The sequence below is a fragment of the Moorena sp. SIOASIH genome, assembly GCF_010671925.1.
Classification (GTDB): Bacteria; Cyanobacteriota; Cyanobacteriia; order Cyanobacteriales; family Coleofasciculaceae; genus Moorena.
In genome coordinates this window covers 573,067-588,403 of the sequence record NZ_JAAHIH010000005.1, presented here as the reverse complement: position 1 = coordinate 588,403, position 15,337 = coordinate 573,067, and the positions used below count along the sequence as shown (strand labels likewise).

General features: G+C 44.8%; 14 protein-coding genes. 9 read left to right on the top strand and 5 right to left on the bottom strand.

From position 1 onward, the window contains the following. Positions 1 to 185 precede the first annotated feature (185 nt). Positions 186 to 359, bottom strand: coding sequence for a hypothetical protein (locus tag F6J90_RS29605; RefSeq protein ID WP_293101979.1), 174 nt, complete (start codon positions 357 to 359; stop codon positions 186 to 188). Between the two features lie 322 nt (positions 360 to 681). Here F6J90_RS29605 and F6J90_RS29600 point away from each other — a divergent pair, with 322 nt between their 5' ends. After that, positions 682 to 1,668, top strand: coding sequence for a hypothetical protein (locus F6J90_RS29600; protein WP_293101976.1), 987 nt, complete (start codon positions 682 to 684; stop codon positions 1,666 to 1,668). On the opposite strand, the gene F6J90_RS29595 is transcribed toward F6J90_RS29600, so the two are convergent. After that, a complete protein-coding gene (locus tag F6J90_RS29595) occupies positions 1,658 to 1,795 on the bottom strand; it encodes a hypothetical protein (protein ID WP_293101973.1) in 138 nt (45 codons plus the stop codon). The two genes, F6J90_RS29600 and F6J90_RS29595, sit on opposite strands and share 11 nt — an antisense overlap. On the opposite strand from F6J90_RS29595, the gene F6J90_RS29590 reads away from it, so the two are divergent. From F6J90_RS29590 to F6J90_RS29580, 3 genes are all read left to right on the top strand, one after another. Beyond that, positions 1,794 to 1,922, top strand: coding sequence for a hypothetical protein (locus tag F6J90_RS29590; RefSeq protein ID WP_293101971.1), 129 nt, complete (start codon positions 1,794 to 1,796; stop codon positions 1,920 to 1,922). The two genes, F6J90_RS29595 and F6J90_RS29590, sit on opposite strands and share 2 nt — an antisense overlap. A 788-nt stretch (positions 1,923 to 2,710) precedes the next feature. Beyond that, positions 2,711 to 4,816, top strand: a complete 2,106-nt coding sequence (locus F6J90_RS29585) for a hypothetical protein (protein WP_293101969.1) — start codon at positions 2,711 to 2,713, stop codon at positions 4,814 to 4,816. Between the two features lie 166 nt (positions 4,817 to 4,982). Further along, positions 4,983 to 5,873, top strand: coding sequence for a hypothetical protein (locus F6J90_RS29580; protein WP_293101966.1), 891 nt, complete (start codon positions 4,983 to 4,985; stop codon positions 5,871 to 5,873). 430 nt (positions 5,874 to 6,303) lie between these two features. Here the strand turns inward: F6J90_RS29580 and F6J90_RS29575 are convergent, their stop codons facing one another. Both F6J90_RS29575 and F6J90_RS29570 read right to left on the bottom strand, forming a co-directional pair. Beyond that, positions 6,304 to 7,455, bottom strand: a complete 1,152-nt coding sequence (locus F6J90_RS29575; protein WP_293101963.1) for an aspartate carbamoyltransferase catalytic subunit — start codon at positions 7,453 to 7,455, stop codon at positions 6,304 to 6,306. 364 nt (positions 7,456 to 7,819) lie between these two features. Continuing rightward, the gene (locus tag F6J90_RS29570; protein ID WP_293101960.1) at positions 7,820 to 9,064 is read right to left on the bottom strand and encodes a transposase; all 1,245 of its coding nucleotides are present in this window, start codon (positions 9,062 to 9,064) and stop codon (positions 7,820 to 7,822) included. 81 nt (positions 9,065 to 9,145) lie between these two features. Between F6J90_RS29570 and F6J90_RS29565 the strand changes: the two genes are divergently transcribed. Beyond that, positions 9,146 to 9,286, top strand: coding sequence for a CopG family transcriptional regulator (locus F6J90_RS29565; protein WP_293097330.1), 141 nt, complete (start codon positions 9,146 to 9,148; stop codon positions 9,284 to 9,286). Positions 9,287 to 9,527: 241 nt separating this feature from the next. Here F6J90_RS29565 and F6J90_RS29560 read toward each other — a convergent pair whose 3' ends face one another. Further along, the gene (locus F6J90_RS29560; protein ID WP_366513909.1) at positions 9,528 to 10,925 is read right to left on the bottom strand and encodes a phospholipase D-like domain-containing protein; all 1,398 of its coding nucleotides are present in this window, start codon (positions 10,923 to 10,925) and stop codon (positions 9,528 to 9,530) included. 300 nt (positions 10,926 to 11,225) lie between these two features. Here F6J90_RS29560 and F6J90_RS29555 point away from each other — a divergent pair, with 300 nt between their 5' ends. The 4 genes from F6J90_RS29555 (at position 11,226) to F6J90_RS29540 (ending at position 15,225) form a co-directional block, all read left to right on the top strand. After that, a complete protein-coding gene (locus tag F6J90_RS29555) occupies positions 11,226 to 11,606 on the top strand; it encodes a hypothetical protein (RefSeq protein ID WP_008178278.1) in 381 nt (126 codons plus the stop codon). Positions 11,607 to 11,724: 118 nt separating this feature from the next. Next, positions 11,725 to 12,888: a cysteine desulfurase family protein gene (locus tag F6J90_RS29550; RefSeq protein WP_293101956.1), complete on the top strand. Its 1,164-nt coding sequence runs from the start codon at positions 11,725 to 11,727 to the stop codon at positions 12,886 to 12,888. A gap of 127 nt (positions 12,889 to 13,015) precedes the next feature. Continuing rightward, a complete protein-coding gene (locus F6J90_RS29545; RefSeq protein WP_293101953.1) occupies positions 13,016 to 13,771 on the top strand; it encodes a DUF1995 family protein in 756 nt (251 codons plus the stop codon). Positions 13,772 to 14,145: 374 nt separating this feature from the next. Then, a complete protein-coding gene (locus tag F6J90_RS29540; RefSeq protein ID WP_293101950.1) occupies positions 14,146 to 15,225 on the top strand; it encodes an RNA-guided endonuclease TnpB family protein in 1,080 nt (359 codons plus the stop codon). Positions 15,226 to 15,337: the final 112 nt, after the last annotated feature.

The following is a 15,337-nucleotide window of genomic DNA, read 5'->3' as shown; positions in this document are numbered from 1 at the left end:
CGTTATTAACGCACCCTACAGATAGCTACAGATAGCATATAAAAGGCCAATTATGCGATCGCTACCCAACAAGTCGGATTACCTAATAAAAGCGGTCATTCGACAATTGAAAGAGGATGGACTCTTGCCGCTAAATAATTGATTAGGGGTAGAAAATTTTGGGTAGGGTGCGTTAGGGGGAGCCCTCATTTTCTGCCTCGTAGCCAGGGTTCTGTTGCTGCCCGTTCCACACCACGGGCAAGATGCCCGTTCCACACCACGGGCAAGATGCCCGTTCCACACCACGGGCAAGATGCCCGTTCCACACCACGGGCAAGATGCCCGTTCCACACCACGGGCAAGATGCCCGTTCCACCCACCGGGTCAAACAGCTTTTAGGAGATGCACCCAAGAGGATGGATTGTTGCGGCTAGATAATTGATTAGGGGTAGTGAAGCTATCAGCTAATTATAAATTGCATCTTTCAGTAAGAAGGCATAATCCCAAAGAACAGTTTCCTGACTTGGGAGGCTCGTTGAGAGTAGTTTTTTTAAAGATTCTGTAAAGGCAACTCCCTGAGCATCATCAAAAAATAATCACATATATAAAAATTCGGTAAAGATCCTTAGTTGCCATATCTTTCCTTTGAGCTTTATTTATATACTCACGAAATAACAACGGTTGTTCCAGTTGATTAAGTCCTTGACTATTCTAGTCGCGCCACAGGTCGCAACGTTGTTCAATCTACTATTTCACATCAAATATATGAACTTACTCAATTCTGGTAAATTCTTGCCTGTAGCGACTACGGCTATAGGTACCTTGGCTGCATTGAGCTTAGGAGCTTCTCCTGCTGCTGAGGCGGCATCCTTAAAAACAATCACAGCTTCAGCATTCGCACAAACTCGTTCTAGTGATGCTGATTTTCCCTTCTTTTTTACGTTCTCGTTTCCCGATGTGCCTGGAACAAAGGCAGTAGCTATAGCTGTATCTGTTGCTGACACCTCTGTAGGAAGGGCGGATGCCTTTGCAAGTTCCACAGCTGAGCGAACGTCAACCGGTAATTTGTTCTTTTCAACTCAAGAGCGTCAGGAAATCCTGCGAAGGACTCCTGGGGCTTTGCAGGCTTTTGCCGTGACTAATGCAGATGCAGCACCCGATCCATTTGAGTCTCCTTCTCTCCCCGATGTTGTCAATGAAGAAGGCATTCCTTTGTCTGTTGAACAAGAGTTTGAGTCAGATCTGAATACATCTTTGGAAATTACATTTGATGATAAAGCCGATCAGATTGTCTTTGACTTTTTAGGTAGTGCTCTATTAAAGACTCAGGGGCTTTTTGAATTTTCAACAGGTATTAGGCTGGAGTCTGTAGGGCTAGGACTCCTACGCTCCTTTACTATCAATGAAAGTTTTGAACTCGCTTTTCAAGGAGGTTGGGGATTAGACGATTTGTCATTTACGCAAGATGAAAACACTTTTGCGGCTGATTTAGAAAATCTTGATTTCGTAATTCCCGTTGCTTCAGAATTTACCGCAGAAGATTTTCAAAATCTCGACTTTAGATTTAACGGCTCAGGTATTGTTGTAGCAGCTTCAGCTCCAGAACCGGCTTCTATACTTGGTCTACTATCAGTGGGTATTTTAGGTGCTGGTTCAGTAGTTAGTAAGTTGGGTAGAACTAGGGAATAAGTAATAAGTAATAAGTAATGCGATCGCTTTCTCTACGAGTGGGATTGCCTACGGCACAGGCTTGCGCTGAGCGCAGATCTTTTAGGTTGATTGGGTTTGCCATTATTGTCTTGATGCAGTCGCTCATGGGGGAGACCCCCAAGACCGCGCTGCCTCCCCAAGACCGTAATGGTGCGTTTTCCGTGATGGCGAGGGATTGCTCGCCATCACGGGTCGCACCTCTGCATCGCTTTTTTGGTATTATTTATTTATAATTGGTAAAGGGTCGGCACATATTTGTATGCTGTGGACAAAACTATTCAACAGCTTACTGGTACGAAAGTATGTTAAACCCCAGTCGGTATTCCCGTTTATGATCTTGTTTTGATCAGGCCATTGCTGGGTCAGGGTAGCAACTGCAATAAGGAAAGATAACCTGGATAAGGCAGGCACTGAGCGAATTTCCGAATTTCACGGGTTACTGCAAATGCAACTGTTGCACTGCCATGTTCCATCACTCGCGCCTACCACCGGTAAGGCTCCTCGGGTGATGTACCACCGCCAATCGCACTAAGCAATACTCTTCATTGAACAGCGAGGATGTGATTGGTTTCCATTCATAGAATTGCCAGCTCCCACTCACTAATTTTAAGTCCTGCAACTCCTCCCCATATAAGGATTATTAAACTTTTGACTTCACTTTTTGTCAGTCAACCAGCTGTAACCTGTTGTGCTACAAGCAGAAGTGCGGAATGTGGGTTCAGCAGTAATGGGCGCTGCTAAGTTGCTCAACTCGTTGTGGTCTGATATATATTTAACCTATCTCTTGGTGCGCGTTCACGCTTAGCTTTGAAAAAGCGCGGGGTCGCACCGCAATAATTGAAGTAACCGAGTGTTTGTTGATGGTTGACGGTTGCGTGTTCACAGTCAGCAAGAAACTTTCAACAAAAGCTATATCCTTTAAAGAATCCTACCACTACAACCCAAGGGTGGACGTGGGATTATCAAAAACTATTTATTATTAGTCAATCTAAACTACCCTAATAAGCGCGAGTATACTATTATGGCTCCTAGCGATGACTTCAGACAATACCTTAAGAAAGGCAATATTAAAGAGGCTCTTGTCCTAGCCCTGAGCGAAGCAGTTGATTTGAAAATTACCACTTGGGTAGCCGACACCAATGCTGATTTAGATGCAGCCCAAGCAAAACCTGGTCATCGTATGTGTACCCGCATTGATACCATTAAAGGTGCCATCGACAATGAAGTAGGGGACCAGTTTATCGGCAATGGTCGCTATAGAGAACTGCGGCAATTTCACAATGATCAGGTTGCTCAAGGCAATCAAATTATTCAGAGCAACCTCAAGAGTCTCCATAAGCTCTTTGAAGTTCTACTCACTCTAGGTTACCAAACTAGCACTACTGGGGTTATAGAGCCTGAATCCCCTAGGGTTGAAACCCATTTATTGCCAAGCACAGAACCGGTGACTGAAACCAGAGTAGCCATAGAGTCAGTAGAGTCAGTAGAGTCAGTAGAGTCAGTAGAGTCAGTAGAGTCAGTAAAGTCAGTAGAGTCACAGACAGAGCATCGTCTCGATACAGTTACTACAGCGGTTTTGGGGACTGGATTGGCAGCAGCAGCAGTTGCCTCTGCCTCGGAATTAGTAGCAGAACCTCCCCCAGCCGAAGTAGAACCGACTCAGGCAGCACCAGAGACACCCCCAACCATCTCTGCTGACCTTGAGTCAGTAACAGCTCATACCCCAGGGAACCTTGATGATTCATTGATTAATCCCTACACCGTAACTGAGCCAATCATAAAACCTGGATTGGTCGATGAAGTAGTCGATGAAGTAGTTTCTGACGCTGGTTTGTTTCCAGAGACTACTGAATTGCCAGAAACTACTGAATTGGAGGAGGAAGAAGCAATAGCAAACTTCCTACAGGATAGGTGGTCAGAAACTGAGTCAGTCTTGGTACCTCCACCCCCTATTGAAGAGGAAACAGAGATTAGTCCTGACTTCCTACCAGATACGGCCCCAGAACTGGAGTCAGTCTTGGTAACTCCACCCCCCATTGACGAAGAAACAGAGATTATTCCTGACTTGCTACCGGATACGGCCCCAGAACTGGAGTCAGTTTTTGTACCTCCACCCCCAGTTCCAGAAGAAACCCAGGCTAGTGCCGACATTTTCCTAGAAACTGAGCCTGAAGTGCTAGAAATCCCCTCCGCAGAACTGGAATCCTCACTGATGCCATCGACAGATAGCACCCAGGCGTTAGAACCGGAAACTGAACAGGACGATTGGGATGACTCGATGTGGGAATTACTGGAGTCACCTGATGAGCAGCTAACTGACCAAGAGGTTTCAGATGCAGAAATTGATCAACAATGGCAGGAATTCGTTGAAGAACAATCGGAATCTGACTTCAAGCCATCCGATACAGTCGATAATCAAAATTGGGAACTCCTGACATTAGAAGATTTGGAGTCAACGCCATCATCACCAGAACCCACAACTGAAGCTTCAAACCAGGAATTAGAAGAGGAATGGGGTGATTTGTTTGAAGAAGATACACAAAAGATTGATGCCAACCATAACCTCCTCAGCCTAGAATCATTGGAGCTAGAAGAAAATGAGGATTGGGATGATTGGATGTTGGAACAACCGGAGGAGTCATCATTAGAATTGACAACTCCTGAGATAGATTCATTGGATGTCTCTGAGGATAATGAGTGGGATAAATTAACGAAAAACGCTAATCCGTTCACTGCACCAAGCAATCTCAATGGATCAGCAACAGATTTAGAACTTGATGAAGACTGGGATGATTTCCCAACTGATGAACTGGAATCTTATCCATCTCTAGGAAATAGCTTGGAGCTATCGGCACCTTCGGAAGATCCAGATACTTCGGAACTGACCAATGAGCTAACTGATGACCATAACTTTAATCAGGATCAATCTCAAGAGTTAGATCCGTTTCTAGAAATCTCTGAGCTCACCGATCAATCACAGCAGGCATCTGAGGAGCTCATGGAAGATTTGTTTGACTTTCCTGTGGCACAACCGACTGAATCTGAGCCCATAAAACTTGATGATGATAATTGGTCTAGCCTGGAAGAGTCACTATTTATTAAGAAACCACGTAAAAAAGAGGATTAATCTGGGCGTAATTAGCTTTTTCTGGTGCTAAAGGATAAGCAGTAAGCTTTGCCTGAGACTTCGCCCGTGGCATACACAGATTGCCCTAGGTCGATTTTGATTCCATAGAGGAGTCGAAATCGAGCATTCCTCCACCTATATTTAGGGTAGTTCATATATCATTACCATGGCCGTGACCAAGACCAGAAACCTTAAGCAACCAGCAACTACTGATGCAATATCACCTTTAAAACGAGGTGCGCTTGACCTTGGCGAATTAAATTCGCCACGGGTCGCACCTGATGTTACTTCTAGATTAGGTCAAACCCTAGATGAATTTTATAGCTCTTTGGGGGATGTCTTGATTGACATCACAGCCTTAGAAGTTAACACCATGGTAGTGGAGGAAATTAAGGGAGATAAATTTATCCCCTGGGAAACCTACCGGGATATTTACCCGATATCAGCAGACTATCTAGAGCAACAGGGAATTCATCAGTCTTTACGCGATCGCTACCTTGAGTTACGTAAAACCTTAGAACTAGAGTACACCGTGCTTCTGAGTGATCCCAATTCACCCTGGTATGATCCCACTGTTCTAGAGCAGGCTAGAGGAGGCCAAGAAATCCTCACCGATCCCACAGTAGAACTGCACCAAATTAACAGCCGACTACCAAACCCTACTAAAACCAGCAGTTCAGAAGAAATGCTTCAAGCGCAACAGATTCTTAAGAACCATCGTTTCTTGCGTTGTTTGCGTAAGCTCAGTGAACTCAAAGCAGCACTAGATAGTCGAAATCAGGCATTGCTAAAAACTAATTCACAGCAACCGGCAAATGTCAAGTCAATCAATGATTTAATTTGCGCCCAAACAGTGATTCAACTAGATGGTGATGTGATCAACCGCTATGCTCAGGAAATTGTTAACCATCCTGATCGAGATTTGATTCTACACATCCACAAGCAAGGAGTCACTGCTAGTCAACAGCAGTGGAGAGGATTGCTAGAATTTATTTTGGGTTTGGTACAGGCGTCAGTTAAATGGGGTGATGGTCAGAGTTTACCTTGGGGCAATTGATGTACTCAGCGTTTGACATCCTCCCGCCGCTAAATAAAAGATTATAGTGGGGGATTCCTAAACCTCACGATTTGGTTTGGTGCTTCATAGCAACAGCCTCCACCCTCAAGGGGTTTTCTGGTCTTACGCTCGCGACCCAGACTATCCCCGCAAGCCCTGCGGTTCTCATGTGTCGAGTTTCAAGAAAAGTCTTGATACACTTGTGATTCAAGGGTTGGACTTCCATTGCCCCATCCTCTTTTCCCGGTCTACCGATTTGGCTGCGCCGCCAGATTACCGGACTTCGCTCGTATAGGCGCATCTGTTTCCATCGTCTCGGGTGGGTCATTGACCATACTTATTCTAACACATTTATCGTCAAAGACGCAATTCCTCTCTCGCTAAAGAAAGCGGGTATAACGAGAGTCTCCTTGCTCTTAAGGATGAGCTGTCAGAACTTACCACTACCGATTAAGTAAAGTAGCGCCATCCTAACCGCAACTCCACTAGTCACCTGTTGAGGAATCAAGCTAATCTGGGGATCATCCATCAGCTCAGAACTAATTTCAACCCCTCGGTTAACTGGACCAGGATGGAGAATGTGAACGTTGGGTTGGCAAAGTTGGAGGCGCTCCCGGGTAATTCCATAACGCTGATGATATTCTCTCAAACTAGGCAACAAATGAGTCATCATACGTTCTTTTTGGAGCCGTAAGGTCATGACAAAGTCAGCATCTTTTAGTGCTGGTTCAATGTCCCAGTGAACATATAGCTTAGGATGAGTAATTGGTAACTGTTGCGTAGTCGTCAGGGCATGGGTGCCTTGACTTGTGATCGGTACCGTTGCGTCTAAAATCAGAGGGGTTTCAGTGTACTGCCGCTGGTGAGCAAGGCTAGACTTAGCCCATAACTGTTGCTGTTGCTTTTCCCTAGGTTGTTGGAGACGAGTACTACTGTATTCAGCAAATAATTGCGGAAGTAGGGTAGGTGGTCCAGCGAGATGAACCTCTGCCCCTGTCGCAAGCAGACTCCAGATATTGGAACGGGCAACTCGTGAGTGCAAAATATCTCCAACAATGGTAATCTTTTTTCCAGCAAGCAGTTCTATGTGGGGATTATCCCAGTCTAAGCAAGAACAAATTGTAAACAAATCCAGCAATCCTTGAGAAGGATGTTCATGTTGACCATCACCAGCGTTAAGTACACTTACCTGGACACCGAGTCGATTCATCTCAGTAGCAATAATTTGAGGAACTCCCGCCTGCCGATGGCGAATCACCATCATATTAGTTCCCATTGCCAGGTAAGTCTTCGCTGTATCAAGAATCGTTTCGCCCTTGCTTAAGGAAGATGTTCCTGGTGCAAAGTTTAGGATATCAGCAGAAAGACGTTTAGCCGCTAGTTCAAAACTGCTACGAGTACGGGTTGATGGTTCAAAAAACAAATTCGCAACCACGTGACCCTGTAGTGCAGGTACCTTTTTGGTGCGTCGGGACAATACCTCCCGAAAGCTAGCGGCAGTTTGTAACACTGTATTGTATTCATCTGGCGTAAAATCAGCCAAGGCAAGAATATGGCGGCGAGTCCAGGTGGCATTTGCCATATAAGTCGTCAAGCAATTAAATAACTTAGTTTTGCTGCTCGTGACAGCTTTGAGAATTTCTGACACCCAGGAAACCCTAGATATCGATTAAGGTTAGCAGGTCGAGCAGGTTTACCTACTTGGTATTCCCAAGCCCCAAAACCTAAGATAACCTCAGCGCAAACCTGTGTTAAGGAAAAAAGCTGGTTTAATGTTCGGACAACACCGATTTTTGAACAGGCCATGACAGATTGGTGGAAGTTTTACCAATGACTAATTACGAACGACAAAACCCAACAGACCATTTTCAAATTAAATTGAGGGGTATAACCCGTCATGCCAACTATTCAATAGTATGCTCTAGTGACATACTCCCGACGCTGCCCTAACGGGACAGCGCGGGCTTCTTACCAAAACCACCTAACAGTTCGGTTACTCGGTAAGCTTTATTGCTGACGGGATGCCCCACCGCCAAATTTAATATATTAATTGCCGCGTTCACATCCCTGTCAGTCACATAACCACAATGAGGACAACAATGAATGCGGTCTTTTAACTTCTTTGGAACCTTTTTCCCGCAATTAGAACAGTTTTGGCTAGTGTTACGAGGATTTACTGCCTTCGTGATCAGTCCAGCATTCAAGGCCGTAGGCCACGCTACGCGAACGGCTTTGACTGATAAGATCGACAGAAATTGACCCCAACCAGCATCCAAAACTGATTTTGCCATTTTAGTTTTGGCTAAACCTTTTATATTAAGCTTCTCGTGAGCGACTAGGTCGTGGTTGTCTAGCAACTCTTTGGCCGCTTTGAAATGAAAATCTTTCCTAGTATCGGCAACCTTTTTATGGGCTTTACCAAGTTTAATAACAGCCTTTTTTCTGTTGTTACTACCTTTCTTAGACCTACTGACAGCTTTCTGGATTTTCTTGAGCTGCTTTTGAGCTTTCCGATAGTACTGGGGAATGGGTACCTCTGTACGATCAGACTTTACCAAGAAAGACTTGACACCCATATCTATACCGATGGGATTAGTAACTTTGTCTACTGGTATAACATCCGGAACAGAATCGTCCTGGATTGACAATGTAACGTAATAACCATCGGCCTTCCGAGTTATGGTAGCTGTTTTAATCTTGAACCCATCAGGTATAGGTCGGTGATAGATCATCTTAACTTGCCCAAATTTAGGGAGCGTCAAGATATTGCCATTTATGGGAGTTTTTGATAGAGACGGAAAAGTGAAGGATTTATACCTGTTTTTGCTTTTAAACCTTGGTCTTCCGCTCTTCTTGCCATTGTTGTCACCCTTCAAAAATTGCGCTATCGCCAGGTCTACTCTTTTGACGCAATCTTGCAAAACATGGGCATGAATTTCCTTGTACCAAGGTCTATCTTTCTTTAATTGAGGCAGAGTCCTCTTTTGAGAAAAATAGTCAGGATTATTTCTTAGTTCAGGTAAGTGACAAACCAGAAGACAGGAATTAACAGAACAGCGATTTTGTTCATACCAATTGAATCTATCCGCCAATAGATAGTTGTATTGATGGCGCAGCATGTCCAACCACTTTTCTATCTTAGTAACCTGCGATTTCGTCAACCTTAACCGGTACTGGTATGCTGATCTCATTTTTTTGTCTTCCTGTTTATCGACCTATCATTAGGCTAACATGTGGGTATCCATATGACAACCCATAATAGAAAAAAAAATATGAAAGATAAAAAGTTGATAGTCAGAGTAACCGACTTTGAAAAACGACAATTGAAACAGGAAGCCGACAGAAGGGGAATGACTCCCTCCGAATTGGTCAGGAGTTTCATAGCTCGTCTCCCTGTACCTAAGGAGTCCTAGTTGGTGACTCCGTTTCACGCTCGTCACCGGGCTATCCTTCCTAGAGACGAAACCTGATTGTTAGTGGAGCCTTAATCATAAAGTTTTAACCAAAGGTGCGCTTTCCGTAGGCGAATTAAATTCGCCACGGGTCGCACCTCTTTTATGCATAACCGACCAACCATAAAGGCTCCACTATCCTTACGGTAACTTTGAGACGCCCACAATGTCCGCGTAGGGCGCGGGGCTGTCGCCCTAAAGCTCAAGAATGTGGATCAAGAAGCACACATTTTTGTTGCTGTGCTTTAATCTTTTGCTGAACTCTAACTGGTACTCCCTTCACTGCTTTGCCATAGAGGCGTTGAAACTCTCGCTCAAAATGGGCAGCAACCATAGGGCTATGAATAACTAACACCGTCTCATCGTTCCTGGTATTTGCTGCTTTTGACCAGTTGTGAGAGCCTGTAATCACTGTCTTTCCATCCAGAATGGCAAATTTGTGATGTAAGACATCTCCTTCTGGCAACTGAGGCACACCGACCGTAGCAATCGGTTGACGCCAAGGACGGTTACCAGTCTCATATTTACACTTGTGAGCAACAGCTACTCCCATCATGTCCAAACCCTCACTGTAATACCGAAAGGCAAAACTTGGCTCAATTAGCACTTTGAGAGTAACACCCTGTTGATGGGATTTTTCTAAAACATTGGTTAGCCGTTGCTCGGAAAAGACAAACAAAGCGATGTGAATGCTTTCCCTAGCCTGAGGAAGGATTTGAGCGATCAGACCATTGCTACTCTGATCCCAAGGTTTGGTAGTGGAGGTTGGGGAGAATTGTATAGCGATAGTTGTATCCCCCACAGTCGTATCCCCCACAGTCGTATCCCCCACAGTTGTATCCCCCCCAGTTGTATCCCCCAGTCTCACCTGCTCTACTGGTCGCGATGGCTTCTTGAGACCAAACTTACTGTCTGGTTTACCGCCAGCACCATCTCCCCACATCAGGTTAAATTCCTGGGTGAATTGGTTAGCTAACTCTACACTGTCAATCTTGAGTAGATTGTTGGGATTGCCACGACTGTCTCGAAACTGAAAGTCACCATGTAGATCACTAAGAGTGAAGTTGGCTGAGGTAATAATAGAAACTTTCTTATCAATAACTATAAACTTATGATGCATTAAGCCACTGCCTCGAGAACCATCCGCTGTGTCATCAATCATAGGTACACCACCATTTCCTAAGATGATTAAAGCGTCTCCTTGTGAAATTTCCGTTGCACTCAGCTGACCATCTCCGTCACGGTCGATCAATATTAGGGACTCATTGTAGCGTGAGCGTTCTCTTTGGCGGAGTTTTGCCACTGACTCAGCAGTAAGTTTACTGACCGGAAGGCTGTAGTTATTGTCTAAAATGACTCTGACCTTGACACCAGCTTGTTTACGTTCTACTAAAGCTTGGGCAATTCTGGGCATACGCAACTCCTGAACCGCCACATCTACTGTTGACTTTGCTGATGCGATCGCATCCACAATCACTTGCTCCAAGTTATCTCCCTCCCGAGTTACTCCCCGGTAAGGATCTGTGTATTGGGCTGACCTACTATGATTAAAGTAAGCCTGAACCCAAGGGTCTTGGGGCAGAGGGGGCTCAAGAGACACCTGTGGCTGAGCTTGTTGACAGCCACACAAAATCAATAGTATCAGCAAAAGATCATACAAATTCCAGTAAATGCACGCTGGTTGGGAACTCAAGGCATCAAAAAACCCGATTGCATAGCTGATTTCCCCATGCTAACAGCACAATCTTCAAATAGATGCAGTTGTTGAATTAACATAAAATACCAGGGGATATCAGTTGCCATCTTGTTCAACTACCCCCCCTAATTGCCTTTTTTTATGGAATGGCTTACACCGAAGCCTAATTAGCGGGTTAGGGACTTTAACCCGAACTAGTGTCTTATGCCAAGACGAAAGAAAACATTTCCGTGTGGCCACAAGGGGTATGGTAAAACATGCCACCGATGTGATCAAAAAAACCGAGCACGGGAAGAGAAAAAACAGCAAAAACGGCAGTGGGAGTCTAGTTTTGAAGATGATCCCATTGACTTAAAAAACCTTCCTACCCATGTGGTGGTCAAAGCTCGTGGGATCATAGCTGGTTTGGAGAATCACCAGGATTACAGAGAATTTGGTGGCAAGCGGCTGCGCCACAACCGCTGGATCATCAGTATTCCTGTAACGCGCAACTACCGAATGATTTGTCACGACCAGGGTAGCTTATTGGTTCCTCACGCGGTTTTGTCCCACGAGGATTATAACGTTGGTAAACCAGGTGGTTAGTTATTATTCATTAGTTATTATTCATTAGTTATTATTCATTAGTTATTAGTCATCAGTTGGAGAGAGACCAGGAAAGGTTATATGCTGAAGGTAGAGATAGCTGGTTCCCTGAAAACCGATGCAAATTTATCTGGACTATAGCGCCAACACACCACCAAGGCCAGAAGTCATTACAACTATGCAAGATATCCTTACCGAGCAGTGGGGTAATCCCTCTAGCTTACACCAGTGGGGTCAGCGAGCGGCTATTGTACTGGAAAGAGCAAGAATGCAGGTGGCTAGGTTAATCAATGCACCAGCAGAATCGATTACATTTACCTCTGGCGGTACTGAGGCGGATAATTTGGCAGTGATGGGGGTTGCCCAAGGTTATAAAAAACCCCAACATATCATTATTTCTAGTGTAGAGCATTCTGCGATCGCTCAACCAGTGGCCTGGTTGGAGCAGTGGGGTTGGCAAGTGACCAGGCTACCAGTGGATTCTGTGGGACGGGTCAATCCCAATGATTTAAAAGCTGCCCTACAGGCAAATACAGTTTTAGTCTCCGTCATCTACGGTCAAAGTGAAGTAGGTACACTCCAACCTATCGATGAACTTGGACAAATTGCTCGTGAACAGGGTGTGCTGTTTCATACCGATGCAGTTCAAGTAGCCGGACGGCTACCTATCGACGTTCAACGACTACCGGTGGATTTGCTGTCGATTTCCAGTCACAAAATTTATGGTCCAATGGGATCAGGGGCACTCTATATCCGCCCTGGTGTGGAGTTAGTTCCCCTGATCTCCGGTGGTGGACAAGAATCACGATTGAGGTCTGGAACCCAGGCGGTGCCAGTAATTGCTGGGTTTGGCATGGCAGCAGAACTAGCAGCAGCGCAAATGCTAACAGATACACCTCGGTTAATTCGATTACGCGATCGCATGTTTGACCAACTGGCTGATACTCCCAATCTCATTCCCACTGGTTCTAGAGACTATCGCTTACCCCATCACGTTAGTTTCTGTGTGACTTCCCCTACTGAAGGGGTGACTGGCAAAACTATAGTGCGCCAGTTTAATCAGGCTGGTATTGGGATTAGTGCAGGTTCCGCTTGCCACAGTGGTAAACTGAGTCCGAGTCCGATATTGTTAGCAATGGGTTACAATGAGCCAGCTGCTTTGGCTGGAATTCGGTTGACACTGGGGCGAGATACCACAGAAGCTGATGTAGATTGGACGGTGATGGTACTCAAGCAAATTTTGGAACGACTGATGCCACAACCAGCATTATCTAAGGTCTAACGTTGCTCAAAAAAGGCTCAATTGCTCCGATGGGTAGGGTTGATTGGGTGGGATTAATGTGGCGAGACATTTATATTTGAAGCCATTAGTATTAAAGTCTTTCATAAAGACACATAAAAACAGACTCATGAGTGAACTTCCTTTAACCTTAGAAGACGCGATCGCTCAAGCTAAAGAAGCGACCAAAGCCGCCCTAGATGAGGGTCAAACCAGGCTGCAAGTGGAGTTGGTCTTTCCAGAAATTGCCCTGCAAGCCCAGTCAATCGCCCAAGCATTTATTCCGATATTTGAGCAGTATGGCTCCGGACTGAAAATCTTCTTTCCTGATACAGGTGCTTCAGCCCTTGCCCGTCGTGACTGGGGAGAGGTACCGTTTAAAATTACTGATGTTGGCACCAGTCGCTCCCCAGCAGAAACTAGAATTGATGAGGATGACCAGGTTTTCTTGCTAGTGGGTCCGTCTGCCGTGGAAGTAGCCCAAGTGGAAAAGATTTGCAATTTGGCGGGGGATCGCCCCTGTGTGATCCTAAATCCTCAGCTCGAAGATGTCTCGATTGTAGGGATTGGCTATGCCGCACGTCAGTTGCGCGATCGCTTCCTGAAAACTCTGGAGTCTTGTTATTATCTGCGACCCTTTCCAGGAGGGGCTCTATGGCGTTGTTACCCTTCTGTGTGGCAAGTATGGCTAGAAATTGATGATGAGTATCAGTTGGTGACTGAAGAACCCAGCAAACCGACAGCAGAGGCTATTGAGCAAATTATACTTAAGGCAAGTCTAGTTAACACAACTAGCCCAGAAGATTCTCAAAATATACCATCTGCCCAAAAAAAACAGTCGTTATTCTCAGGTATCCAGAAATTCTTAAATGCTCTGAGTCGTTGAACTCACAATTGAACTGAGATAGGAAAAACGTTATAAAAAATTTAGCTAGCGAGGCAAGAAAACCTCGTCTGTATAGATCCGGAAGTGTTAATCTATGTCTTGGCTAGTTAGTGAGATGAAATTTTAGAACTATCATAGAGGAATAACTTAGTTGACGATTTGCGGTACAAAACGATACGATCATTATGTCGTCAAAGGTAGCTCGGTGACTAAGTACATCAAACTCAGAGTTGCTGCTGAGTGAGTCGGGGTCAATGTCAGAACGTGAGCTTGATGGGAAACGGCAGGGATAATCAAAGCCATTAAAACTCCATGACTGACAGCGCCGAGCTGCTCGCTTAGTATCAAACCAAAATTAAGAATGACCCAGACTTATGCAACGAGCCTTCAAGACCAAGTTAAAACTTAATAATAGACAAAAAACCTTGATGGCTCAACACGCTGGGTATTCTAGGTGGCTTTGGAATTGGGCTTTAAATATGTGGAACGAATCCTATAAAGCCGGGCTAAAGCCTTCTGCTAACAAGCTGAAAAAGTTCTATGCCAATCATGTTAAACCTCAATATCCTTGGCAGGATACCTTAAGTTATAGGGTTTATCAATTCGTATTCATGCACTTAGGAGAAGCGTTTAACCGATTCTTTCAAGGGAGAGCTCAACACCCTAAGTTCAAGAAGAAAGGTAGAAATGATAGCTTCACCATAGATAATTGTGGGAAGGTCATGGAGTTTTCAGGAACTCGGTTGAAACTCCCTTTTATTGGGTGGGTTAGCACTTATGAACCTTTACCTGGAATCCAGACGAAGCGGGTTACAATCAGTCGAGTAGCCGATTATTGGTATATTTATTTGGCCTACGAGTTGGAACCTGAACCCACTGTTAAATGTAGAGAATATCTAGGTGTTGATGTCGGGGTTAAAGTTCTAGCCACCTGTTCAGATGGGACTGTATTTCCTAATCCTAGAGCTTACAAACAAGCTCAGAAAAAGCTGGCTAGACTTCAACGAGAACTATCTAGAAGAACTATGGGTTCTGCCAATAGAAATAAGACCAAGCTGAAATTAGCTAAAGCCCATCAACGTGTTGCTAACATCCGGAAAGATGCAATTCACAAATTAACCTCTTGGCTTTGCAAAAACCACGCAGTCATTGGGTTAGAAGATCTAAATGTTTCCGGTCTGCTAAAAAACCATAAGTTAGCAGGTGCGATAGCCGATTCCGCTCTTTATGAAATTCGTCGTCAAGTCGAATACAAGTCTGAGTGGTACGGTTGCTCATTGGTATTTGTAGATAGATTCTACCCATCCACTAAAACTTGTTATAGTTGTGGTCATGTTCAGGAAATGCCACTTAAAGAACGAGTTTTTGATTGTGAGGTTTGCGGTGAAGTCAAAGACCGTGACTATAACGCCAGCCTGAATTTAGAACGTTTTGCCGAAGGCTATTCGGTCTAAGCCTGTGGAATAGGAAGTGCCGACACCCTATGAAAAACCAGGTAACTGGAAAGAAGCAGGAAGGGAACTTTAATACGGTTTTTACCGGATTATATCAGTTTCTCGTCGCAGG

Coding starts and splice junctions, on each gene's coding strand:
- F6J90_RS29550 (WP_293101956.1), top strand. CDS start 11,725: ATGCAAATTTATCTGGACTATAGCGCCAACACACCACCAAGGCCAGAA.
- F6J90_RS29585 (WP_293101969.1), top strand. CDS start 2,711: ATGGCTCCTAGCGATGACTTCAGACAATACCTTAAGAAAGGCAATATT.
- F6J90_RS29570 (WP_293101960.1), bottom strand. CDS start 9,064: ATGAGATCAGCATACCAGTACCGGTTAAGGTTGACGAAATCGCAGGTT.
- F6J90_RS29590 (WP_293101971.1), top strand. CDS start 1,794: ATGGGGGAGACCCCCAAGACCGCGCTGCCTCCCCAAGACCGTAATGGT.
- F6J90_RS29595 (WP_293101973.1), bottom strand. CDS start 1,795: ATGAGCGACTGCATCAAGACAATAATGGCAAACCCAATCAACCTAAAA.
- F6J90_RS29575 (WP_293101963.1), bottom strand. CDS start 7,455: ATGGCAAATGCCACCTGGACTCGCCGCCATATTCTTGCCTTGGCTGAT.
- F6J90_RS29545 (WP_293101953.1), top strand. CDS start 13,016: ATGAGTGAACTTCCTTTAACCTTAGAAGACGCGATCGCTCAAGCTAAA.
- F6J90_RS29555 (WP_008178278.1), top strand. CDS start 11,226: ATGCCAAGACGAAAGAAAACATTTCCGTGTGGCCACAAGGGGTATGGT.
- F6J90_RS29580 (WP_293101966.1), top strand. CDS start 4,983: ATGGCCGTGACCAAGACCAGAAACCTTAAGCAACCAGCAACTACTGAT.
- F6J90_RS29540 (WP_293101950.1), top strand. CDS start 14,146: ATGCAACGAGCCTTCAAGACCAAGTTAAAACTTAATAATAGACAAAAA.
- F6J90_RS29565 (WP_293097330.1), top strand. CDS start 9,146: ATGAAAGATAAAAAGTTGATAGTCAGAGTAACCGACTTTGAAAAACGA.